Origin of the sequence: uncultured Campylobacter sp., assembly GCF_938017615.1 — a bacterium.
In the GTDB taxonomy this organism is placed as follows: Bacteria; Campylobacterota; Campylobacteria; order Campylobacterales; family Campylobacteraceae; genus Campylobacter_B.
Genome location: NZ_CALIJA010000102.1, coordinates 1 through 22,605 on the forward strand (window position 1 = coordinate 1; position 22,605 = coordinate 22,605).

19 protein-coding genes and 1 tRNA gene are annotated in these 22,605 nt (G+C 48.3%); 11 read left to right on the forward strand and 9 right to left on the reverse strand.

What is annotated here, in order from left to right; translation table 11 throughout:
• Window positions 1-77 precede the first annotated feature (77 nt).
• From Q0620_RS04945 to Q0620_RS04965, 5 genes are all read right to left on the reverse strand, one after another.
• Window positions 78-154: transfer RNA gene (locus Q0620_RS04945), tRNA-Arg, on the reverse strand.
• Window positions 155-166: 12 nt separating this feature from the next.
• Window positions 167-547: a response regulator gene (locus Q0620_RS04950; RefSeq protein WP_005869488.1), complete on the reverse strand. Its 381-nt coding sequence runs from the start codon at window positions 545-547 to the stop codon at window positions 167-169.
• 14 nt (window positions 548-561) lie between these two features.
• Window positions 562-5,100, reverse strand: coding sequence for an ATP-binding protein (locus tag Q0620_RS04955; protein WP_298783470.1), 4,539 nt, complete (start codon window positions 5,098-5,100; stop codon window positions 562-564).
• A gap of 165 nt (window positions 5,101-5,265) precedes the next feature.
• Window positions 5,266-7,068 (reverse strand): excinuclease ABC subunit UvrC, encoded by a 1,803-nt coding sequence (gene uvrC, locus Q0620_RS04960; protein WP_298783471.1) that lies wholly within the window; start codon window positions 7,066-7,068, stop codon window positions 5,266-5,268.
• Entirely contained in the window at window positions 7,049-7,438 is a 390-nt protein-coding gene (locus tag Q0620_RS04965; RefSeq protein ID WP_298041734.1) for a hypothetical protein, read from the reverse strand. The genes uvrC and Q0620_RS04965 overlap by 20 nt, the downstream gene beginning before the upstream one ends.
• Before the next feature lie 48 nt (window positions 7,439-7,486).
• On the opposite strand from Q0620_RS04965, the gene Q0620_RS04970 reads away from it, so the two are divergent.
• From Q0620_RS04970 to Q0620_RS04990, 5 genes are all read left to right on the forward strand, one after another.
• The gene (locus Q0620_RS04970; protein ID WP_298783473.1) at window positions 7,487-7,684 is read left to right on the forward strand and encodes a hypothetical protein; all 198 of its coding nucleotides are present in this window, start codon (window positions 7,487-7,489) and stop codon (window positions 7,682-7,684) included.
• Window positions 7,685-7,738: 54 nt separating this feature from the next.
• Entirely contained in the window at window positions 7,739-9,274 is a 1,536-nt protein-coding gene (gene guaA, locus Q0620_RS04975) for a glutamine-hydrolyzing GMP synthase (RefSeq protein ID WP_298783475.1), read from the forward strand.
• 1 nt (window position 9,275) lies between these two features.
• Entirely contained in the window at window positions 9,276-9,884 is a 609-nt protein-coding gene (locus Q0620_RS04980) for an NAD(P)H-dependent oxidoreductase (protein ID WP_298783477.1), read from the forward strand.
• A gap of 122 nt (window positions 9,885-10,006) precedes the next feature.
• Window positions 10,007-10,207, forward strand: coding sequence for a hypothetical protein (locus Q0620_RS04985; RefSeq protein ID WP_297893680.1), 201 nt, complete (start codon window positions 10,007-10,009; stop codon window positions 10,205-10,207).
• A 257-nt stretch (window positions 10,208-10,464) separates the two neighbouring features.
• A complete protein-coding gene (locus Q0620_RS04990) occupies window positions 10,465-11,775 on the forward strand; it encodes a hypothetical protein (protein ID WP_298783479.1) in 1,311 nt (436 codons plus the stop codon).
• A gap of 222 nt (window positions 11,776-11,997) precedes the next feature.
• Here the strand turns inward: Q0620_RS04990 and kcuS are convergent, their stop codons facing one another.
• A complete protein-coding gene (kcuS, locus tag Q0620_RS04995) occupies window positions 11,998-12,213 on the reverse strand; it encodes a KCU-star family selenoprotein (RefSeq protein ID WP_298783481.1) in 216 nt (71 codons plus the stop codon).
• Window positions 12,200-14,281: a carbon starvation CstA family protein gene (locus Q0620_RS05000; protein WP_298783483.1), complete on the reverse strand. Its 2,082-nt coding sequence runs from the start codon at window positions 14,279-14,281 to the stop codon at window positions 12,200-12,202. Before Q0620_RS05000 ends, kcuS begins: the two co-directional genes overlap by 14 nt.
• 556 nt (window positions 14,282-14,837) lie before the next feature.
• On the opposite strand from Q0620_RS05000, the gene Q0620_RS05005 reads away from it, so the two are divergent.
• The 6 genes from Q0620_RS05005 (at window position 14,838) to Q0620_RS05030 (ending at window position 20,424) form a co-directional block, all read left to right on the forward strand.
• Entirely contained in the window at window positions 14,838-15,806 is a 969-nt protein-coding gene (locus tag Q0620_RS05005; RefSeq protein WP_298783484.1) for an iron ABC transporter permease, read from the forward strand.
• On the forward strand, window positions 15,803-16,576 hold the full coding sequence (locus Q0620_RS05010; RefSeq protein ID WP_298783485.1) for an ABC transporter ATP-binding protein: 774 nt from the start codon (window positions 15,803-15,805) through the stop codon (window positions 16,574-16,576). Before Q0620_RS05005 ends, Q0620_RS05010 begins: the two co-directional genes overlap by 4 nt.
• Window positions 16,573-17,355: an ABC transporter substrate-binding protein gene (locus tag Q0620_RS05015; protein WP_298783486.1), complete on the forward strand. Its 783-nt coding sequence runs from the start codon at window positions 16,573-16,575 to the stop codon at window positions 17,353-17,355. The genes Q0620_RS05010 and Q0620_RS05015 overlap by 4 nt, the downstream gene beginning before the upstream one ends.
• Window positions 17,356-18,570 (forward strand): radical SAM protein, encoded by a 1,215-nt coding sequence (locus Q0620_RS05020; protein WP_298783487.1) that lies wholly within the window; start codon window positions 17,356-17,358, stop codon window positions 18,568-18,570.
• Window positions 18,567-19,070, forward strand: a complete 504-nt coding sequence (locus tag Q0620_RS05025; RefSeq protein ID WP_298783488.1) for a flavodoxin family protein — start codon at window positions 18,567-18,569, stop codon at window positions 19,068-19,070. Before Q0620_RS05020 ends, Q0620_RS05025 begins: the two co-directional genes overlap by 4 nt.
• A 667-nt stretch (window positions 19,071-19,737) precedes the next feature.
• Complete coding sequence (locus Q0620_RS05030; RefSeq protein WP_298783490.1) at window positions 19,738-20,424, forward strand: hypothetical protein; 687 nt, start codon at window positions 19,738-19,740, stop codon at window positions 20,422-20,424.
• Window positions 20,425-20,870: 446 nt separating this feature from the next.
• On the opposite strand, the gene Q0620_RS05035 is transcribed toward Q0620_RS05030, so the two are convergent.
• Both Q0620_RS05035 and serC read right to left on the reverse strand, forming a co-directional pair.
• A complete protein-coding gene (locus Q0620_RS05035; RefSeq protein ID WP_177388543.1) occupies window positions 20,871-21,110 on the reverse strand; it encodes a DUF333 domain-containing protein in 240 nt (79 codons plus the stop codon).
• Window positions 21,111-21,525: 415 nt separating this feature from the next.
• Entirely contained in the window at window positions 21,526-22,602 is a 1,077-nt protein-coding gene (gene serC / locus Q0620_RS05040; protein ID WP_298783492.1) for a 3-phosphoserine/phosphohydroxythreonine transaminase, read from the reverse strand.
• Window positions 22,603-22,605: the final 3 nt, after the last annotated feature.

Genomic DNA, 22,605 nt, shown 5'->3' on the forward strand with positions numbered 1-22,605 from the left:
GAAAAAATTTGAAAAAGCCGTAAAACAGGGCTTTTAAAAAAATCAAAAAACTAAAATTAGGGGTAAAATTTGATAGATGGTGTCCCCGACAGGATTCGAACCTGTGGCCTCAAAATTAGGAATTTTGTGCTCTATCCTACTGAGCTACGAGGACAAAATCGGCAATTTAATCGCCGATAATATTCATAACGTCGTCTAGTTTTTTGTGAAGATCTTTGTCGTTGATGGGCTTTGTCATAAAGTCATAAGCACCCTTATTTAAAGCCTCTCGTTTAGCGGTCTCGTCCGTCGTAAGGACAATGACGGGGATATGAGCTATACTTTCTCTAGCGTGAAGATTATCTAAAAATTCCAGCCCATTCATCACAGGCATTACGATATCCAATAAAATCAAATCAACGGGCTGAACTTCGAGTACGGCAAGGGCGTCCAAGCCGTTTTTGGCTTGGAGTATGGTTTGGAATTTGCCATATTTTTTTAGCATAACTTCAAGTAGCTTTAAATTTATAGCGTCGTCATCAACCGTTAAAACTTTCAAATCTCTCATTTAAGACCTCATCCTTATATATATTTTTGTGCGAGTTTCTCAAGACCCGACTTGGTGATATTGTAACTAGCGACTTCGCTAAATAGTGGATTTTCATCGTTGTCGTTAGAAAACAGCACTAACTTGGTCGCAGATGCTTTTCGGCGTAAGCTCTCTAACGCCGCTAAGTCTAGCCCTGCTAGCTTTTTATCAATCAAAACAAGCTTATAGCTGCCCGTAGCCGCCATAGAAATAAGCTGGTCGAAATTGCCCGCAATTTCTACGTCTTTATACTGATGTTTTAATATGCTGGCAAAAATTTTACTTTCCATAATGTTTGCCTTGCATATAAGTATATCTTTTGTCGGCACTCGCGCACCTTTAGCTTTCACTACGTCATCGGAAACTATGCTTTTTTTAGGAACCAGCTTCATTATCGTCTTTGGCACTTTGACAGTTTTAATGACCGTCTTAGGCACCTGGCGTTTGACAAGCTTTTTAACCAGCTTCTTTGTAGTTCCACCGGCAGGCGCTGCATCAGATCGTTTATCACCGATAAAATTATCTAGCATTTGGGCTAAGATATCCTTTTTGATCGGCTTGGTGCAGTATTCGTCAAGTCCTGCTGCCATAAATTTCTCTCTATCGCCCTTTAGCGCATTGGCAGTAACAGCCACGATCGGGATGTGGCGGAGATTATTCTCGTGCTCGTATTGTTTGATCTGTTTTGTAGATTCGATACCGTCCATAACAGGCATCGAAATATCCATAAATATGAGATCATAGTCGTTATTAGCTTTTCTGGCTTCCAGCGCCAAAAGTCCGTTTTCGACTATCGTTAAATTCATATTAAAGCTATTTAGTGTATGCTTCATAAGCTTTTGGTTGATCTCATTATCCTCCGCAATAAGGATTTTGGCGTTATATTTTCTATTGACCAAAGGTACATTTTCATCGGCAGGATTTCGCTCTACCGGCACTTCAACCTCTTCTTCGACTTCGACATCCTCTTCAACCATAATGGTTTCTTCCTGCTGCTCGTCTTCGTATACGGTGACGGGTACCTCGACCATCTCCTCTTCCTCAGGCTGCGGGATAACTACCGGTTCGACTTTTACGCTAACAGGCTCAATCTCGGGCTCTTCGACATGGACTTTTTGGGTAGCAGGCTCCACCTTCGGAATATCTACAGGCTCCGGCTCAATACTTGGCTCTTCGGCAGGAATATTTTGAGCTGCCGGTTCTACTACTGGCGTTACCGGTTCAGACTCGATATTTGAAACCTCTTCAAGTTTTGGCTCTATAGGTTTTAGTTCAGGCTCAATTGCTACCGGCTCTGGCTCAACAGCGATAGGTTCTGATTCAATTATCTTTTTAGTTGGAATTTCAGGTTCTGAAAGTTTAACATTTGAAATTTCATCCTCATGAGCAGAAACACTTGAAGTATCAGGCTTCGAAGCTTTAGCGATAGGAATTTCAGGCTCGGTTTTAATGGCTACAGGAATTTCTTCTTCTACGCTTGGAATTTTAATCTTTTCGGCAGGCTCTTGCACCTTGGCACTCGGTTTGATATCCAAAAGATCGATATCTATATCAGGAATTTCAATCTCAGCCTTAGGCGTCTCAACCTTAGCCTTTGGAATTTCTACTTTCGCAGGCTCAGCTTTTACTTCTTCCTCTTTTTTGATCTTAGGAAGCTCTATTTCGATATCGGAAAGATCGATGCTAGGAGTTTCGGCTTTAGGAGCCTGAGTCTGCGTCGCATGTGTTTTGAGCCCCACAAAATCATCAGGGATTTCCAAAGATATAGGCTCATCGATATCGGCCTGGGCACCCTTTGTGCTTGAAGGCTCTACCTTTGGCTTTTCTGCGTGCGGGATTACTATTTCAGGAATATCAATATCGATCTTTGGCGATTCAGGCTCTGTCTTTTCAATCTTAATATCACTCATAGGCTCGATATCTATAGGCTTAATGACCGGCTCTTCTGCTTTAGGAGCTTCTTTTTTGAGCTCTTGAGCAATACTAGGCTTACTAACAGCCTCCTCTTTATGCGCAGAATGAGCCTCGGCATCATGCGTACGCCTTCTGCTTTGCAAGATAGCGCGTAGCTCGTCTGCCGACGAAGTAGTAGCATGTCGTAATTCATCGAGCTTGTTGATGATAGGCCTTTCTTTTACTACCGGCTCTTCCATAATCATTTCATCAGCGACGATAGGCTTTTCTACCTCGGTATCCAGCTTAATCTCATGCGTCTGTGGAGCAAAATCCGATCTATTTAGAGCAATTCCGGATTTTGAAATTTTATCTAGCGTCTTAACGAATTTAGTTAAGTTAAAAGGCTCTGTGAGGGTAAAAATTTTAGAATTTGAAATACTAATACTTTGAAGCTCTTTTGGCTTAAGAGTTAAGATCGTAGGCATACTCAATATATCGCTAACCTCGCCGTAATTCTTAAATCTAGTGATAAGGGCGTCATATTTGTTATTATTTTGCGCTGAGCGGAACTGCGCGTTTGTATTAAATATCGAAATTTTACCACCTAGCTTGCTGATGTAGTTTTTAACGATATCGTTATACATCGTATCGGCGCTATCGGCTAAAAGCGCAAAATTTAACCCTTTGATGCTTTCAAATACTGCGTCCGCATCGGTCTTTTGTGTCTCTTTGAAAGCAAGGGTGAAATAAAATCTAGTACCCTTTCCTACGGTAGATTTGACCTGAAGCTTACCGCCCATCATCGCTACGTATTTCGACGAAATCGTAAGTCCAAGACCTGTTCCACCATATTTGCGTGTGATCGTAGAGTCGGCCTGAGAGAAGGCGTTAAATACATTTGCGAGCTTGTCTTCAGAAATTCCAATGCCGGTATCTTCTACGCTAAACGTTACGATCGCCTCTCCCGGAGCTTTGCTAGGCTCCCTTAAAATTTCAACTACGATAGTGCCGTGCTCAGGCGTAAATTTAACAGCATTTGACATGAGGTTGATAAGAACCTCTTTGATCTTCGTAATATCGCCGTATAGATGGTGCACTAGTGTAGGATCGATGTAGAGCAAGATGTCGATATTCTTTTCGGCAGCCTTGGCAACGTAAATTTCAACCGCACTTTCGAAATCTTGAATAGGATTAAATAAGATATCCTCAAGCTCGACCTTATTGCTCTCGATCTTAGAGACATCCAAAATGTTATTAATGATCGTTAGAAGGTTTTCGGACGATTTTTCGATGGTATCAACGTAATCGCGCTTCTCTTCATCCAGATCGGTATTTTTAAGAAGCTCCGTAAAGCCGATGATGCCGTTAAGCGGCGTTCTGATCTCGTGCGACATATTGGCCAAAAAGATCGATTTTGCCTTGTTGGCATCCTCCGCAGCGCCCTTTTGATACGCAATCAGATCGAGCGCGTCCTCGATAAGCGAATACGCCTTATTAACACCTTCACTAGTCCTAACGTCGATATGCTCGTGCTGATTCGTCAAATCGCCGATTCGGCTAAGCACGTTGCCGAGGTCGGTAACGTTCTGTCTTAAACGTCTTGTAATACCCAAGGCAAAAACGACCAAAATAGCCGCTAAAACCCATATACCAAGAGCGATAAATAGGTTTCTTAGCCTTTGCGCTAGGTAGGTGTCGGCATGCGCCGCAAGCTCAGCATTGATCTTTTCAGAAATTTCGCTTAGCTTTTTATATTTAAGTGTAGTAGAGGCAAACCACTCTTGAAAAGGTACGCTATAATGTCCCTCGTCCGCTTCTTGCTGCAATGTGGCTGAAATTTTAGCAGTCTCTCTTAATGCGTTTTGAAATTCCTCTCCGTCTAGAATTTTTAAAATCGCGGCTCTAGCATCAGATTCCGGCAAGAAGTAGTAATTAGGGAGCGAACTAGATAGGTTGAAGCTAGCCCAGGTCCTTAGCTGCGCCTGATTCATCGCCTTGCTACCGATAATGTATTCGATAATATAGTCGCGCTCCGATGCGGTGGCATCCATCGCCTCATAAGTATTAAGCAACGAAACCGTCCAAACGGTAATATTTGAGCTTACAAGACCCTCTCTTAGCACTCGTTGGATTGTTTTTACATCATCATCGAATTTTTGAAAATATGAGCTGAAAAGCTCACCGAAGCTTTTGCTTTGAGCATCGACATCCCTTCTTACCTGCGGAAGTTTGTCTAATAAACCGTCTATATCGGTCTCGGCAGCCAAAAGCTCGTCATTACCGGTGCCGTAAGCGAAAATATCAAAAATAGTCTTTTTTACGACATTTTCACTGATATTTTTGCTTTCTTTATACTTTGCAAGCGCATCGTCGGTTTTTTTGCGTTGACCCGATAGAAGGGTTCCCATACCGGGGTTTCCCTCGCTACCCAAAAACGCCGAAGTGATACCGCGCTCTTTATCTACCTGCTCTACTAACGCTGCGAGATTACTATTTTTAGCAATTTGCTGCTGCAAAATTCCCACTCTGGCGTAATCCTGCAAAGAGATAAACAAGAAATATGATGCAAACGCGAAAATCAAAAGCAGCGGGATACCGCTAACAAGTCTCAAAGCACTTGTAGTATTTAAATTCATACAAAATCCTTCAAAGCGCAGCTTACGCGACGTTAAATTTTATTCAACCGGAGAAACGAAGTCGCTTCCGTCACGCTAGGCGGAGACGATTTAGCCGTCCTGCAAAGTTAATGGGTGATTTTACTAAACAAATCTTTAAATATAGCTTTTTGCGTTAGGTTTTCGTTAATGATTGTTTAAAATTTTTTCCGCGGTTTGGATATTCGTAAGCGATCTGATCTCCTCGAAGCTCGCCGCATAAATGCTCTCAAAATCGCCGTAAAAGTCCAAAAGCTTCTTCAGACTTCCCTTGCTAACGCCCAAGCTTAACAGTTTTGAGCTTTGCAGATCGAGCTTGCGTTTGCTCTTTTGGTGAAACGAGATCGCAAAGCGGTGCGCTTCATCGCGCAGGCGCTGAAAAAACTGAAGTTTCTTATCATCCGTTGCTAGCGAAAAAATCCCGCCTTTCGTGCAAATTTTATCTTTCGCAGCTCCCTTTGCGCGGTGAGCTTTAGCGTCGATCTTTTCTTTAGAAATGGCGATTATATCGACGTTTGCTCCGACGCTGCAAATTATTTCCTCTGCCAAGTTTAGCAGAGCCGTTCCGCCGTCGATGAGCCACAGATCGGGCGCTGCGAGCTCGTCAAATTTAAGCGCGCGGCTAGTTAGATACTCGCGCATCTGATCGTAGTCGTTATTTGAGCTAAGGTGCTTGTGGCGGTAGTTTTGCTTGTTAAACTCGCCGTCTTGAAAGCTTATCATAGCTCCCACGGGCGCGGCGCCGAACATATGCGAGTTGTCGAAAACTTCGATATTTACCGGCAAATTCGTAAGATTAAAATAATCCTTCAGCTCTTGCAAAAATGCGTAATCGTGCGTTTTTAGATGCTTTTTGATATTGATCTCGCAGTTTTGATATGCAATCTCGCAAATTTTACGCTTCTCGCCGATTTTTGGCGCGTAAATTTTAAAGGCTCTTTCATGCCGCTTGGATAAAATTTCGCATACCAGATCCGCATCGTCAAACTCGTCGTAAACGTAAATTTTAGCGCACGCCACGGGAGCCGCGGCAGGAAAAGCGCTTAAGATCATCTGCTTGTAGGCGTTTGCGATATCATCGGCGCTTGGGGCTTTGCAGTTGATTATATGCGAGCTTGAGGCTGAAATTTTACCCTCGCGTATGCTAAAATGCACAGCGCAGACGAGTCCGTCGCGTGCGGCAATCGCAAAGACCTCGAAATCATCGAGCTTTGCCAGATCGACCTCAACCTTTACGTTCATCTGCTTTAAAATTTCAATCTTATCGCGGATCTGCGCGGCTTCCTCGAAATTTTCGCTCTGCGCGAGCCGTGCCATCCGATCCTGAAGCTGCGGCATCATCTTTTGCGGATTTTTCAGAGCCACAAGCGCGCTTTGCACGATACGAGCGTAATCCTGCTTTGAAATTTTATCCTCGCACGGAGCGGCGCAGCGCCCGATCTGATGGAACAAACAGGCCTTTTTGCCCTTGACGCAATTTTTCTTCTGCACGAGCGGAAACTGCATGTAAAGCGTCTGTAAAATTTCCTTCGCGCCGTGAAAATAGGGACCGAAGTATCTGATGTTTCTGCCCTTTACGATCTTTCGCGTGATCTCAAAGCGCGGAAAGTCGTCGTCTAAATTTACGTAAATATATGGATAGGTCTTATCGTCGCGCAGCAGGATATTGTATTTAGGCTTTAGCTGCTTGATGAAGGAATTTTCTAGTATCAGCGCGTCGCTCTCGCTGGGCGTGACGATGTATTCTAAATGCGCCGCCTCACTTATCATCTTTGCGATGCGCGCACTTAGGCGAGGGCTCGGAGCAAGAGTGGGCGTGAAAGAAAAGTAGCTTTTGACGCGATTTTTTAAAATTTTTGCCTTGCCGACGTATAGCAGCTTGCCCGCGGCGTCGAAATATTGATACACGCCGGGGCTAGCAGGCAGGCTCTTAATCTCCTCTATTAGCAAGGATCAGCCCTCTTATCTCTTCAAAAATTTTATAAATTTGCGGATCTTGAATTTTGTTTGTAAACTCCCCTTTTGCGCGCTCGGAAAATAAAATTTTGCTGCTTCGGCGCAAATGAGCTTTATAAATTTGCGCCCTTCTTCTACTCATCACTCTATCTGCGACGAAAAATTTTATCTCTCGCACGCCGCAAAGCTCCGCCGTCTCTCTAGCGGCTACGAAGCGCTTTAATACGTCTTTTATTAAATTTATATTACTATCGCGTTTTAGTTCGCAAAGCCCAGCCGGATGCTTCGCGGCTATCATCAAAATGCCATCTTTGACGTAGATGAAAGCGATCAGCCTTTGCCAACTAAGCGGCAAAATCGCCAAAAACTCGCCTCTTTCTCGCATCTTGGCATATAAAGGATCTTTTCTGATATGAGCTATTATTTCTCTTGCATTTTCCATAAGCGGATTTTAGCATTTTTTATCTTAGTTTTACTTAGCGGCTGCGGATACAAAGCGCCGCCGTTTTACTCAGAAGGCGAGCAAGGCTCTAGCGCTACCGCCCAAAATACGGACGCTAATAGCACGAGCGGCGATAGAGGAAGCGTTAGAATTTTACGCGATAAATAGCCTACTTTTAGCTTTGCTTTGTTATACTTTTAAAAATTTTTACAAAGGAATTTCATGCAGACGGCAGACATTTTAGTGCTGGACTTCGGCTCTCAATACACCCAGCTGATCGCTAGGCGCTTGCGCGAACAAGGCGTTTACACCGAGCTGATCGCATACGACGCACCGATCGATAAGATAAAAGCAAAAAACCCAAAAGGCATTATTTTAAGCGGCGGACCCGCTAGCGTTTACGCCAAGGATGCGTATTTTTGCGACGATAGAATTTTTGAGCTTGGAATTCCGATTTTAGGTATCTGCTACGGCATGCAGCTCATCGCGCATAAATTTGGCGCCAGCGTCGTGCCTGCGGGTAAAAAAGAGTATGGCAAAGCCTCTTTGAAACTGCTTCGCGCTAGCAAGCTATTTGGCGGCGTGGAGGATAACTCTACTGTCTGGATGAGCCACTCGGACAAGGTCGAGAGCCTGCCGGAGGGCTTTGAGGTGATGGCAAGCTCGGACGAGAGCGAGTGGTGCGTATTCGGCGACGAGATCCGTAAAATTTATGCGCTGCAGTTTCATCCGGAGGTCTGCCACAGCGAGTTCGGCGATAGAATTTTAAAAAATTTTGCCAAAGAGATCTGCGGAATAACCAGCACTTGGAATATGGGCAGCTTCGCCAAAGAGCAGATGATCAAAATAAAAGAGCGCGTAGGCAGCGCCAAGGTGCTTTGCGCGGTAAGCGGCGGAGTGGATAGCTCGGTCGTAGCGGCGCTTTTGGCGCATGCGGTGCCACAGAGCCTAATAGCGGTTTTCGTCGATAACGGACTGCTCCGCACTGGCGAGCGCAAGGCGGTGGAGGAGATGTTTAGGCTCAAACTCGGCGTGAGCTTAGACGTGATCGATGCTAGCGAGCTGTTTTTAAACAGGCTGAAAGGGGTGGTCGATCCCGAGCAAAAACGCAAAATCATCGGCGCGACCTTCATCGAGGTTTTCAGCAAAGAAGCAGCAAAACACAAAAACGTAAAATTTCTAGCTCAAGGCACACTCTACACCGATATCATCGAAAGCTCGGTCGCAGGCTCAAGCAAGACGATCAAAAGCCACCACAACGTAGGCGGGCTGCCTAAGGATATGAAATTTGAACTGATCGAGCCTCTGCGCGAAATTTTTAAAGACGAAGTGCGCCAGCTGGGACTTGAGCTAGGTCTTTCGCGCGAAGTCGTTTTCCGCCATCCATTCCCTGGCCCGGGTCTTGCGATCCGCATAATGGGCGAGGTAAATACGCCGAGTCTCGAGCTGCTGCGCAAAGCCGACGTGATCCTACGCGACGAGCTAAAATCAAGCGGCTGGTACAACAAAACGTGGCAGGCATTTTGCGTGCTACTAAACGTGCACTCCGTGGGAGTCATGGGCGATAACCGCACCTACGAAAACGCCGTGTGCATACGCGTAGTGGACGCTAGCGACGGCATGACGGCTAGCTTCTCGCGCCTGCCGTATGATCTGCTAGAAAACGTCTCTCGCCGTATCATAAACGAAGCAGACGGCATCAACCGCGTCGTCTACGACATCTCGAGCAAACCGCCTGCAACGATAGAGTGGGAGTAAGATGAAACAAATCTGCATCATTTTAGCGCATCCTTACGAGAGAAGTCTAAATGCGGCTATTGCAAACGCAGCGGCAGAAAAGCTGCAAAATAGCGGCTACGAGGTTAAATTTCACGATCTATATAAGGAGAAATTTAACCCAATCCTTAGCGGCACCGAGCTCGTGAGCGACGAAAGCGACGACGAGCTGTTAAAAGCGCATCAAAAAGACATAGCAAACGCCCACGGCATCGTGATTGTCCATCCGAACTGGTGGGGCGAGCCGCCCGCCATCCTCAAGGGCTGGATTGACCGTGTGCTAAGGCAGAGAGTAGCCTACGATTTTGCGCCGGGCGATAACGGCGGCGGGCTTCCGATAGGACTTTTAAAGGCTAAAGCCGCCGTAGTTTTCAACACCTCCAACACCCCCGAGGCCAGAGAAAACAAGATATTCGGCGATCCGCTGGAAAGAATTTGGAAAAGCTGCATTTTTGATTTTTGCGGCGTGAAAACCTTTGAGCGGCTGATGTTTAGAGTGGTCGCGGATAGCGACGAGGTCGAGCGAAAGGTCTGGTTAGAGCAGGTAGCGCAGACGCTGGATAGGTACTTTCCGAAGCAGATATCGCTTTAGATTTAAAATGCACTGCTCGCAAAATCCGCGTGGCGTAGAATTTTGATTGCCTATTTTAAACAGATACGCGCCGAATTCGCTCGCACATTTGGCGCAAAATCTATGAAATTTAGGAGGTAATCATGCTTAGATTAATCGCTGCGGTCGCGATTTTAGCGGCTCTCATATACTTCATCATGGGAGGCGGCGGCAAAAAGACGATCAAAGATTATAAAAATTTCAGCCGTGAGGAGCTGGAGACTTTATGCCTCGAAAAGAACGACAAGATCGCCTGCCAGCGTATCGCCGTGGACTATATCAAAGAAAATAAACCGAAAAAATGATCTAAATTTGCGAGGCTAATTTTGCGGTTTCGTTCAAACAGCGCGCAGCTAAATTTCTGGCCCGGTCCAAACGCTGCGCGGATAAATTTGCCTGCAAAGCACGACTAAAATGTCGATTAAATCGGTACCGAGCACCGCGCAAATAGCGTAAATTTAAGCAACAGCAAGGATTGGCATGCGCGCTGATAAAACCGCTAGCACAAATTAAAAGCAATAAATCGTGCTGTGTTCTTACGCGCAGACGGAAGGAGCGACGGATGAAAATTTTATGGCAAAGTAGGCCTCAAAACAGACTTCGCGATATCGGTGAAAACGTCCTGATAAAGGGCGATCACGCATTTTACATAGGCGATAACGACGAGCAAAAGCAGATGAAGCTTAGAAAAATCTCGCTCGAAAGCGGCGAGCAGCTAGCCGGCGCGCCTTTCCGCGATTTTACCCGCACTGCGACCTTTGACGATGACGGCCGTACGCTCGTAGTTTTGGGCTTTGTAGACACGATTTATAAATTTAACGCCGCGGATCTCGCGCTCATCTCAAAGCACAAAAAAGGCGTGCTAAAATACGGCAACTTTATCGCGCTAAGTAGCAAGGATGGCGATAAAAAGGCTATTACGGCGACATACGACACGCTTTTTATTTACGATTTTAAGACGCAGACGGGCATGCGAAAGCGATTAAAGGGCTGCGCGGCGATTTTTAAGCAAGATGAGCTAAATTTCTTGATTTTTACGCGCTCGGGTCAAATTTACCGCCTAAATTTGAGCGGTTGCGAGCTTAAAATCATCGCTAAAACTTGCCCTATGACGCAGGTGCAGCGCGCGGGCGGCGGATATTGCATTCGCGTGGGCGAAGCGGGCGAAAACGGCGAAATAGAGGGAGCTAACGAGCTTGTTTTTACGGACGCAAATTTTAACGTTAAATTCCGCGTGAAGCTGAACTTTGATTTCGATAAATTCGAGCTTGTAGCGAATGGACCGGACGGCTGGCGCGGGCACTTTATAAACGAGCCGAATGAGCTGAGGGTTCTTGATCTGCGTAGCGAGGCGGGCGACCTCGAGAGCGGCGAGCACGACGGCTCGGGCAAATTTGCGCACGATAAAGCCGAGGAATTTAGATGCGACGAAGCGGACGAATTTAATCGCGGCGGCTCGGGCGAATTTACGCAGGGCAAGGCGAGCAAATCCAGGTGCGAAGCGACGGATAAATTTGAGTGCGACGAGCCCTTTAAATTTAAACTCGGCGAGCAGGTCCAATACCTCGCGGCAAAGCCCGTGCTGGCGCATAAATTTAAACAAAAGGGTGTGAGAATTTTAGGCGTCGTTACAGCTGCTTCTTGCCGGGCTGCGAGCACAAAATACGAAGCGAAGCAGAAGGGCGCATTTGCCGAGCAAAATTTAGCGTCCAGAGGCGGCCGCGGTATTGAAAACCGTGAATATTCACTCCTCGCTCCCGGTAAAAATGAAAAACGCAGGCATCGCGCGCCTGAGTGCGCCCGCGATCTCGTACTAGTCGATAATGCTTACGACGAGGACGCGGATCAAATTTTAACCTGCTATGAGATCTAAGCCATTGTCCAAGCACACCCATATTCCTGATTTAAAATTTACAGCTGTGATTTCGCGCCTTTAATTAAAGCAGGTTTGCTAAAAATTTTGCAAAAATTTTATATAGAATTCTACCAAGACGCGGAAATACCCGTTTAAAAATTCTACGACATGCAGGCGAGACCGTTGCAAAGCGTCGCGGGTCGGCGATTTGTACGGCGCGACCGCGCCCTTTCGCCGCTATCAGCACTTGACGTTTTTTGCCTTGCTATCTTGCATCGCGCGGAAAAATTCCGCCCTGCTTAGCGGGATTTCGTCCGGATGAGCGCTTCTGAAATGGCGCAGATAGCCCTCATAATCGCCGAGCCCGATGAGCGGCGCAAGTGCGGCATCCGCGCGCGCTAAAAGCCTCGCCACGACCTTCGGGGCTGCGAGTGGATTAAATTTAAACTTTTTCATAAACGCCCCTGTCCACGTACTCGCTTTCTGCTAGCTTGAAATATCCCTCGCTCGCGCCGCCCTTTGAAATTTTAAGGCACATTCGGATCGTTTGGGCGATGACGATGATCGTAACGACGACGAAAAGAGCACATAGCACGGCGTCGATGACGTTATTTCTGATGATAGCCTGCGCCTTTTCGATCGCGGCGGGATCGCTCAGGCCAGCGAGCTTGGCGGCGGTATTTTGCGCGATAGCTACGTGGCTTACAGCGTCGTGCACGCGCTCGCCGTTAGCCGGCATCAGCTTCAAGATCGCCGCATAAAGCGTGGTTATAAGCACCCAAATCGCGGGAGCGATCGTGACGAAGGCGTATTTTTGCTTGCCCATTTTAAAAAGCACCACCGTAGCAAGCAGCAGCGCGATGCCCGCGAGCATCTGGTTGGACGCGCCGAAAAGCGGCCACAGCGTGTAAATTCCGCCCATAGGATCGGTAACGCCGCTGTAGAGCAGATAGCCCCAGCCCGCCACGCAGATTAGCGTCGCGATGATGCCGTAGAGGGAATTTTTGGTATCGGAGAATGGCTTATAGACGTTGCCTAAAATTTCTTGCACCATAAAGCGCCCCGTGCGCGTGCCCGCATCGACCGCGGTCAGAATAAACAGCGCCTCAAACAGAATCGCGAAATGATACCAAAATGCCATCAGCTCCTTGCCGCCGATGATCTGATGCAGTAGCATCGTTAGCCCCATCGCAAAGGTAGGAGCGCCGCCCGTGCGGCTCATCATCGTGGTTTCGCCGACGTTTGAAGCCAAGGCGCCGATCTGCTCAGGCGTAATGCTAAATCCGATAGAATTTATATACGCCGCGGCGCTTACCGCGTCTTTGCCCAGCACTGCAGCGGGCGAGTTGATAGCGAAGTATTCGCCCGGGCTTAGGATGCACGCAGCCACAAGCGCCATTACGCCCACGAGGCTCTCCATAAGCATCGAGCCGTAGCCGATGAAAAGAGTGTGGGTTTCGCGCTCGAGCATCTTCGGCGTCGTACCGCTGGAGATCAGCGCGTGAAAGCCCGAAATCGCGCCGCATGCGATAGTGATAAACAAAAACGGAAATATCGGGCCTGCAAAAACGGGACCCGTGCCGTCGATAAATTTCGTCGTAGCGGGCATTTTAAGCTCGGGCGCGACAAAGATTATCGCGACCGCCATGCCGATGATGACGCCGAGCTTAAGGAAGGTGCTTAGATAATCGCGCGGCGCGAGCAGCAGCCACACTGGCAAAATCGCCGCGATAAAGCCGTAGCCGATCGTAAGAAGCGCGAGCGTCTCGCCCTTTAGCGAAAAAACGTCGTGCCAGTACGGATCGATCGAGACGTAATGCCCGCCCCAAAGCGAAAGCATCAGCAAAATAAAGCCGATGATCGATGCCTCGCTGACCTTGCCCGGGCGCAAAAACCTCATGTAAATTCCCATAAATACGGCGATCGGTATCGTCATCGCGATCGTAAAAAGCCCCCACGGCGAGTTTGCGAGCGCCTTTACGACGACCATCGCCAAGATCGCCACGATGATCAGCATGATGAAAAAAATACCGATCATCGCAATGCCGCCCGTGAGCTTGCCCATCTCCTCTTTGATCATCTCGCCGAGGCTCTTGCCGCCGCGGCGCGTGGAGAGCACGAGCACGATAAAATCATGCACCGCGCCTGCGAGCACGACGCCTACCAAAAGCCAAATAGTGCCGGGCAGATAGCCCATCTGTGCGGCCACTACGGGACCTACGAGCGGTCCTGCGCCAGCGATAGCGGCGAAATGGTGCCCGAAAAGGACGTATTTGTTCGTAGGGACGTAATCGCGTCCATCGTTTCGGATCACCGCAGGAGTTGCGCGGCGATCGTCCAGCTCAAAGACGCGATACGCGATAAAGCGCCCGTAGAAGGTGTATCCGATCAGATAGATGCACGCGCTGGCCACTACGAGCCAGACGGCGCTGATGCTCTCGCCCTTATTTAGCGCAAGTACGCCGAAACACCACGCTCCTATGACGGCGACCGCCGCCCAAAGGATCTTTTGCCAAAATTTCATGCTCACTCCTTAAAACTTAGCGAGCGGCTTGGGCAGTATGTCGTTTTAACAAAACGGCTCGCGCCTTTAAAGCTGGGCTCGTTAAATAAAATTTAGTGCGTATTTTATCGGCGTTTTTATCATTTAAAGCTGAATCGCGAAATTAAAAAGAGCTCTTTTGGCGTTTAAATTTAACGCCTAAATTTTGAATTTCAAATTTAAATAGACGGCTTGGAAACGCGCGAAATTTTAACATTTAATCGCCCTAAATTTAACTCCGCAGCTCTTAGCCGTTACGGAATTTATCGCGGTTTAAGAAATCAAGCGATAAAATCCCATGATAACGATTTTAATTTCTTAATAAAAATCGCGAATACTTTTAGGAGGAAATTTATGCCGGATCAGGTGTGCGGCTATGTACTTTTTCGCGCCCATATCAAAAGCTATGCAAGCTTCAAAAATAATTGCACCAGCCGCGAGAATTTCATAAATCCCATATGCATAAATTCCCGACGCCGCTTAAATTTTAAAATATCCGCCGCGACGAAATCTGCGCGTATAGTTCGCCTGGTGGGCTATGAGCTTTAAATTTTATCTCTTTTTAATCGCAGCTTTCGTCTTGCTTGCTTTAGTGGCCGTAAGTAGCGGCGGAGCGAGCATTTCGCTAGGCGACATCGTAAAATTTTTCACCTTCGGCGAGCTGGACGAAACCAAGGAGCTGATTCTAACGCAAATGCGTCTGCCGCGCCTCGTGCTTGGAATTTTAATAGGCGCGCTGCTGGCAACTTCGGGAGTGGTAGTGCAAAGCGTATTTTTAAACCCGCTTGCAGATCCCTACATCATCGGCATCGCCTCGGCAGCGACCTTCGGCGCGGTCATAGCCTACCTGCTGGGGCTTAGTGACGTTTTTTACGGAATTTTCGCGTTTTTGGCCGCCAGCGGGCTTTCGCTCGTGATCTTTAAGCTCGCAGCCCATACCCGCTCGATCTCTACTCTGCTGATCGTAGGCATCGCCGTATCGTCCTTTTTGGGCGCATTTACATCCTTTGCGGTCTATCTAATCGGAGAGGATAGTTTTAGGATTACGGCGTGGATGATGGGCTATCTAGGCGGCGCAAACTGGCAAAAGATCGCGCTTTTACTGCCGCCGCTGCTGTTTTGCATGGCGTATTTTTACGCGAAGCGCCACGAGCTAAATATCATCTTAAACGGCGACGAGGAGGCGAAGTCGCTCGGGCTCAACGTCGATAAGTCCAAAAAGAGCCTACTCATCGTCTCCTCGCTCATCATCGGCTTTTCGGTCGCATTTACGGGGATGATAGGCTTCGTGGGGCTCATCATTCCGCACACGCTTCGCATGGCGCTTCATACGGCGAGCAACGCCGTGCTGATCCCCGCTAGCGCGCTTACCGGCGGAGTTTTTTTAGTTTTTTGCGACGTAATCGCCAAAAACGCCCTCTCGCCGGTAGAAATTCCGATCGGCGTGGTGACCTCCTTTTTCGGCGCGCCCTTTTTTCTATACCTCGCGTTTAGGAAGCATGCATGAAAATTTCGGCGCTAAACTTTAGCTACGGCAAGCGAGCGATTCTGCGAGGCATCGAGTTAAATTTAAAACGGGGTAAATTTTACGGGATTTTGGGCCCTAACGGCTGCGGCAAGAGCACCTTGTTAAAAAATATATTGCAAATTTTAAAGCCCGCAAGCGGGATCATCGAAATAAACGGCAAAAAAGCAAGCGAATATAGCCTCAAAGAGCTTGCCGCACTCATCGGCTTCGTGCCGCAAAAAACAGCTCTCGCAGCCGCGCTAAACGTGAATGAAATTTTACTTGCGGGCAGATTTTGCCGCCTAAAAAGCGCATTTAGCGGCTACGATGCGAGCGATCACGCTAAAGTGGAGCAAATGGCAGAGCTTTTGGACGTGAAAAAATTCCTAAAGCGTAGCGCATTTGAGCTAAGCGGTGGGGAGTTCGGGCGCGTGCTGCTTGCCAGAGCGCTCGTCAGCGAGCCTGAAATTTTACTGCTCGATGAGCCCACGGGCGCGCTTGATATGAACTACGCGATCGAGGCGATGAGGATCTGCGAAAACCTGACGCGCTCTTTAAATTTAACGAGCGTCATCGTGCTGCACGATCTAAATTTAGCCTCGCTTTTTTGCGACGAAATTTTGATGCTAAAAGACGGCACAGTAAGGTATCGCGGTAGCGCGAGCGAGCTTTTTACGCCGCAGATCATAAAAGAAATTTACGGCTTTGAAGCCTTAATAGTAGAAGAAAACGGGGTAAAGTTTATACTACCCAAAAAGGAGAAATTATGAAAAAAATTCTTATAGCTTTGCTTTCGACGAGTTTTGCACTCGCCAAAGGCCTGGTAGTGCTCGACCCCGCCGCAGTCGAGATCATCTACGCTTTAGGCGCACAGGATCAGATCGCTGCGATCTCAACTACCTCGATGAGCAAGATCCGCCCGGAGGCAGAAACCGCGAAACTGCCTAGCGTAGGCACCTACGTAAAGCCGAATATGGAAAAGATCGTCGAGCTTAAGCCCGATCTGGTTATCACGAGCTTTCACTCCGCGGGCGTTAGCGAAAATCTGCAAAAGCTGGGACTTAAGAGCCTTGCGATGGATGCGAACTCCACCGCAGAGATCTGCCAAAACGTAAAGAAGGTCGCCGCGATCGTAAAAAAAGAGAGCGAGGCGGATAAAATTTGCGCGCAGATGGATGGAATTTTTGCAGACAAACCCGCTCTTCGCGGCAAAAAAGTAGCGCTATTTTTCGGCTCAAACGCCACTATGGCCTTTAACGACAAAACCCTAGTAGGCGATATATTCGCTCGACTAGGCGCCAAAAATATCGCAGACGGCCTAAAAGGCAGCACGCCTTCGGTATCTGCCGAATACATCCTCGAGCAAAACCCCGATATAATCGTCATCGTGGGCGGCGAGACGGAGGATTTTTTAAAGGCAAATCCGATCCTTAAAAATACCAAAGCGGTAAAATCTGGCAAAATTTTAAAGGCTCCGACGCTCATCTTGCGGGGCAGCCCGCAGATCGGCGAGACGGTGGATGAAATTTACGCGGAGGCAACGAAATAGATGTTTAAAGAACGCATTAAAACCCACCACCGCTCCAAGCTTTTCGAGAGCGTTTCCGCAAGCGAAAACGAGCTGTTCGACGCGCTGGAGCAGCCCGCGAAAGACAGCGACTGCGTGATCTATCTGCATGTGCCCTTTTGCGACAACATCTGCTCGTTTTGTTCGATGATGCGCTCCAAACTCGGCGACGAGCTGGACGAATACGCTAAATTTTTAATCCACCAGATCAAAGACTACGGCGAGATGCCCTACTTCGATACCAAAAACGTTAAAAGTATCTACTTCGGCGGCGGCACGCCGAGCGTATTTAGCGAAGCTCACTTCGAAAAGGTCCTCGGCGCGCTGCATAAAAATTTTAAGATCGCAGAGGACTGCGAGATCAGCGTAGAGACCACGCTGCATAATTTAGACCTTCAAAAGGCGCTTGCCTTGCAAAGCTTTGGCGTAAACCGCTTTAGCATCGGCGTGCAGACCTTCAGCAGACAGGGGCGCGCGCTTCTAAACCGCGTGCACAAGCCCGCTCGCGCGATTGAGCGACTAAAGGATCTTAGAGAAAAATTTGACGGCATGCTCTGCTGCGACATTATCTACAACTTCCCGAACGAAAGCGTGGAGGAAGCGATCGCAGACGCGCGCTACGTAAATGAGCTAGGTCTAGATAGCGCTAGCTTTTACTCGCTGATGTTTTTCGAAGGCTCGGAGCTATCCAAAAAGATCGACACCTCCTACTACGATCTGCCGACTGATAAAAAGCTGCACCATGCCTTTGCAGAGGCGCTGCTGCAAAGCGGGAATTTCGAGGTTTTGGAGCTTACCAAACTTGCTCGAAAAGGTCGCGATAACTACGGCTACATCAAGCTAAGCCACAAGGGCACGGATATCCTACCTATCGGCAACGGCGCGGGCGGACACGTAGCGGGCTTCGGAATTTACGGCGTGTCGGGACACAAGATGATCTCGCGAATCGATGAGCGCGAGGCAAAATATAGCGTGCTAAACAATCTGTTTCAATACCCGATCGTAAGCTTAAACGAGCTAAAAGAGGCTCTGAGCGCGAGCATTTACGACGAAGCGGTGCAAAAACTCAAAGAATTTGAGAACTGGGGGCTTTTGGAGCTTAAGGATGGAAAATCGATCTTGAGCTTGGACGGAATTTTTTGGGGCAACAACATCAACGAAGAGATAGCAAACATTGTTAGAAAGGATTTTGTATGAAAAAAATCGTGCTTTACACCTCACAAACGGGTAACACGAAAAAGGTGGGCGACGCGATCGCCGAGCAACTGGGCTGCGAGAGTCTAAATTTCCGCGACTTTGAGGGTGAGGTCGATGACTATGACTTCATAGTCTTGGGCTTTTACGTCGATAAGGGCGAAGCAGAGGCGAAATTTATGCGCTTTTTACGCAAGATTCACGGCAAGAAGCTTGGCGTTTTTATGACTCTAGGCGCAGAGCCGGACGGCGAGCACTCGCGCAAGTGCCTGGATACCTTTGAAGAGGGGCTTAAAGCAAACGGCAACGAGATTATAAGGGAGTTTGCCTGCCAGGGCGCGATCGATCCGAATCTACTTGAAATGATGCGCAAAATGGCGACCGGCGGCAACTCGCCCCACCCTATCACCCCCGAGCGACTTGCGCGCTGGGCGGAGGCTGCGAAACACCCGGACGAGAAGGATCTGGCGGACGCAAAAGCAGCATTTGCGGGGATAGAATAAAATTTAAAGCAAGCCGCGCAAACCGCTGCGCGGTGAAACAAAACCAAATAAAATTTCACACTACTTAATGCGCGGTTTGGAATTTTATCTTTTACTAAAATTTGGACGATAAATTTCATTACTACAAGCAAATTTGCCGCCGCAGGCGCAGGTCTTGCTCTAGAATTTAAACGATAAAATTTCATTTCGCGCACAACGGATCAAATAATGCCGCCGACTTTGCGCCGCTAATGCGCGCTATGAGCACGAAAAAGCGCTTTTATGAGCGAGCTGCCTGCGAGTACTGCAGCAGCCGCCATTATCCAATACACCGCCCGCCATTTTGCGACGGCCTGGGCGCGAAAAATCCGCTTCTGCGAGCAAGTAGACTGCGAGCTCTGCGGTCGCGATCATCGGCTACCCCTGTCGTCACGTGCCGTAGGTCTCGCCGTTAGGCGCCGCTCTCCCGCCGCGCGATAACCCATCTCCGCCGCTCATCACCCCGTCACGCGACACCTGCCGCCGCCAATCGCCCTGCCGCTTTGTCGCAGTACCTAATCAAAACCGAACCGCTAAATTTTAAATTCTACAAAAGTCTCATCGCACATAAATTTTAATTCGGCAAATGCGTAAAATTTAGGTAAATTCCACCTAAACGCTTTGACGGTCAAAATTTAAAAGGGCGAAGATGACGAATTTCAAATACGCTAGTCACATTAACGAGGCTGCGGGGCTAGATCTTGATTTAGATTGCGAAGAGATCGATCTACAGGATAAGCTTTACGGGCTTTTTCAGTGCTTTATGCCCGAGGGTGCGGGCGTCGAGGCGGTGTTTGCGCCGCTGCAAAACGGCACCGAGCTGCAAGCGCACATAATGCCGATCTACGCAGTCACGGCGCAGCAAACGCGAGAGACGTTTGGTCGAGGCGTGGCGCCCGGGTATTTTTGCCCGCCGCAGGATCCGAAATTTGATGACGAATTGCTTAAGAGCCTAGCTTTAGCGCACGTTCGAAATTTAAAAATTTTCGCCGATTTTCTAGGCAAGAACGAGCTTTTAAAGATGCTTGGCGAAACAAAATCCGCTCGCGTGCAGGAGAGCTTTGATCTCGCGCATAACAAAGATGGGCTTGCGTGCGCCGTCTATGAGGCGATCACGGAGTGGATGATAGATTCGCCTAAGCTCGATGCAAAGCTATGGGTGCTCGGCGAGGCGTATTATTCGATCGACTGCGAATACCTGCTCTCGGTGTACTTGCAGTATCCGAACTACGCGCAAAGGCCGCAAGAGGACTTTTTGAAACCCTACTTCGAGCTGTATCTAGCGGGACGGCATATTACGTTTGAGCGCGGCGAGGTCGTGGTTTTTATGCACTAAATTTACGCGGGCAAAGGAAGCGAATGGGCGCTCGTAAGCATTTAAAATTTAAACTTTTTAAACAATAAAGTGAGCTACGCCCACAAATGGCTGAAATTTAAGCTCAGCAACTATGGGCACAAACGCTTATCGCATATCCAAAAAATCTGCGTCCTAATCAAGCAATCTAGTAGGTTTCTTGCGCGTCGCGTCAAATCACTTAAAATGTTTCTGCTTTGCGCAGCCGCCCGCTTTCAGCACCTTGCTAGAGCAAAATCTCCACACATCGTTGATATTTGGATAATTGAATTTTTTCCATCACTCTGCTGCCATCACTTCGTTTGTAGCGCCCGAGAATTCACTCTCGCCAACGCTTGCTAGTCGAAATTCATCTAAATTTTAAAGTAGAATTTTGACGCAGAATTTTATGGAATTTCGCTGCCGCAAATCTCACAAGCGATAAAATTCTATCGATTTACGCTCTTAAATTTGCTCAAATCGCCGCCTGTTTTATAAAATTCTTCAGCGTCGATCATAGTACCGTCAGGCAGCTTACAAACGGTGTAGTCCACGCCATTGCCGTCTTTGCGGACGATCAGCTCGCCGCCGTTTTTGATACAAAAATCCCCAGCAGCGCTAGCCTCTGCGCTCACCGAAGCGAAAGCGCCCACCGCAAGCGCTACTGCAAAAAATCTCTTAAAACTCATTTAAATCCTTTCGTTTAATTTTGCCTGTTTTTAGGGTTAAGCTTAAATTTAGGCGCTAGATACGCTAAACCTGCGCCTACATAAATAAACCGCCTTCCATCCTCGAACACCGATAATAGCGTTTTAAATATTAAATCCTACCTAATAAATCCCAGCAGCGCCAAGTCCGCTCGCCGCTGCAAAATCAAAGCCATCAGACTTCATCCAATGCAAAATTTAACATCATAAAATTTTGCCTTCAATAAAATTCTAGCAGCGAAATCCAAGCCGCATCAAAGCTATTTCTGCCGTAAAATACCGGCTATAAAAGCGAGGACTATGGCAAATACCAGCTTAGCGGCAAGGCAAGCGCGGATCCTAAACAATCTCGTCTATAAGCGCGAGCCGCGTTCAAACCCCCTAAATTTAACCGCCGCTAGCCGTTTTTGCGCGCAAACTCGCTCATAAAGGAGGCTAGTTTTTCAACGTCTTCGTAGTTTATCGCGTTGTAGATCGAGGCGCGGATGCCGCCTAAGACGCGGTGTCCTTTAAGCCCGATCATCCCCTCCGCCTCCGCTTGCGCGACGAAAACCGGCTCAAGCGCAGCATCTGCGATATTAAAGCTCACGTTCATCAGGCTGCGGCTAGTTTTTTGCGCGTGGCCGCGGTAGAAGCCGCCGCTAGCATCGATCGCGCCGTAGAGTAGCGCCGCTTTGCGCTTGTTACGCTCATGCATCGCCGCAAGTCCGCCGATCTCGTCCTTGATCCAACCGAGCATTAAATTTAGCATGTAAATTCCAAAGGTATTCGGGGTGTTGCTCATCGAGTCCGCGTCCGCCTGCGTCTTGTAGCGCAGGATCATCGGCGTTTTGGGGTTCGCGCGATCCAGCAGATCCTTGCGGATCGCAACCATCGTGACGCCCGCGGGACCGCCGTTTTTCTGAATGCCTCCGTAAAACATCCCTACGCTGCTAAGATCCAAGGGGCGCGAAAATAGATCGCTCGAGCTATCGACTACGAGCGGACAGCCGCACTGCGGCAGCTGCGGATACTGCGTGCCGTAGATCGTGTTGTTTGAGCAGATGTAGCCGTAATCGGCGCCGTCAGAGAATTCAACCTCGGGGATGCGATCGAATTTACTCTCCTCACTGCTTGCGACCACGCGGTAGTTTATGCCGAGCACGCCCGCTTCCTTGATCGCTTTGCTCGTCCAGTTACCCGTGTTGGCGTATTCTGCGACGCCGCCTGCGTATAGGTTCATCGGCACCTGCGCGAACTGAAGGCTCGCGCCGCCTTGTAAAAACAAAATCGTAAAATCGTCTGAAAAGCCATAGAGATCGCGCACGCGGCTCATCGCGCTATGCAAAACCTCCTCGAAAATTTTGGTGCGGTGCGAGATCTCCATTATCGAAAATCCACGCCCTGCGTAGTTTAGCAGCTCCTCTTGCGCCTGCTTTAACACGCCCAGCGGGATGGTGCTAGGCCCCGCGCTAAAATTTAAAACCCTATCCATTTT

Bases quoted from the DNA above. Each gene is read 5' to 3' on its own strand.
- serC (WP_298783492.1), bottom strand. From the start codon at position 22,602: ATGGATAGGGTTTTAAATTTTAGCGCGGGGCCTAGCACCATCCCGCTG.
- Q0620_RS04985 (WP_297893680.1), top strand. From the start codon at position 10,007: ATGCTTAGATTAATCGCTGCGGTCGCGATTTTAGCGGCTCTCATATAC.
- Q0620_RS05035 (WP_177388543.1), bottom strand. From the start codon at position 21,110: ATGAGTTTTAAGAGATTTTTTGCAGTAGCGCTTGCGGTGGGCGCTTTC.
- Q0620_RS04950 (WP_005869488.1), bottom strand. From the start codon at position 547: ATGAGAGATTTGAAAGTTTTAACGGTTGATGACGACGCTATAAATTTA.
- Q0620_RS05010 (WP_298783485.1), top strand. From the start codon at position 15,803: ATGAAAATTTCGGCGCTAAACTTTAGCTACGGCAAGCGAGCGATTCTG.
- Q0620_RS05000 (WP_298783483.1), bottom strand. From the start codon at position 14,281: ATGAAATTTTGGCAAAAGATCCTTTGGGCGGCGGTCGCCGTCATAGGA.
- Q0620_RS04980 (WP_298783477.1), top strand. From the start codon at position 9,276: ATGAAACAAATCTGCATCATTTTAGCGCATCCTTACGAGAGAAGTCTA.
- Q0620_RS05030 (WP_298783490.1), top strand. From the start codon at position 19,738: ATGACGAATTTCAAATACGCTAGTCACATTAACGAGGCTGCGGGGCTA.
- Q0620_RS04970 (WP_298783473.1), top strand. From the start codon at position 7,487: ATGAGCTATTATTTCTCTTGCATTTTCCATAAGCGGATTTTAGCATTT.
- Q0620_RS04955 (WP_298783470.1), bottom strand. From the start codon at position 5,100: ATGAATTTAAATACTACAAGTGCTTTGAGACTTGTTAGCGGTATCCCG.
- kcuS (WP_298783481.1), bottom strand. From the start codon at position 12,213: ATGAAAAAGTTTAAATTTAATCCACTCGCAGCCCCGAAGGTCGTGGCG.
- Q0620_RS05015 (WP_298783486.1), top strand. From the start codon at position 16,573: ATGAAAAAAATTCTTATAGCTTTGCTTTCGACGAGTTTTGCACTCGCC.
- Q0620_RS04990 (WP_298783479.1), top strand. From the start codon at position 10,465: ATGAAAATTTTATGGCAAAGTAGGCCTCAAAACAGACTTCGCGATATC.
- Q0620_RS05025 (WP_298783488.1), top strand. From the start codon at position 18,567: ATGAAAAAAATCGTGCTTTACACCTCACAAACGGGTAACACGAAAAAG.
- guaA (WP_298783475.1), top strand. From the start codon at position 7,739: ATGCAGACGGCAGACATTTTAGTGCTGGACTTCGGCTCTCAATACACC.
- Q0620_RS05020 (WP_298783487.1), top strand. From the start codon at position 17,356: ATGTTTAAAGAACGCATTAAAACCCACCACCGCTCCAAGCTTTTCGAG.
- Q0620_RS05005 (WP_298783484.1), top strand. From the start codon at position 14,838: ATGAGCTTTAAATTTTATCTCTTTTTAATCGCAGCTTTCGTCTTGCTT.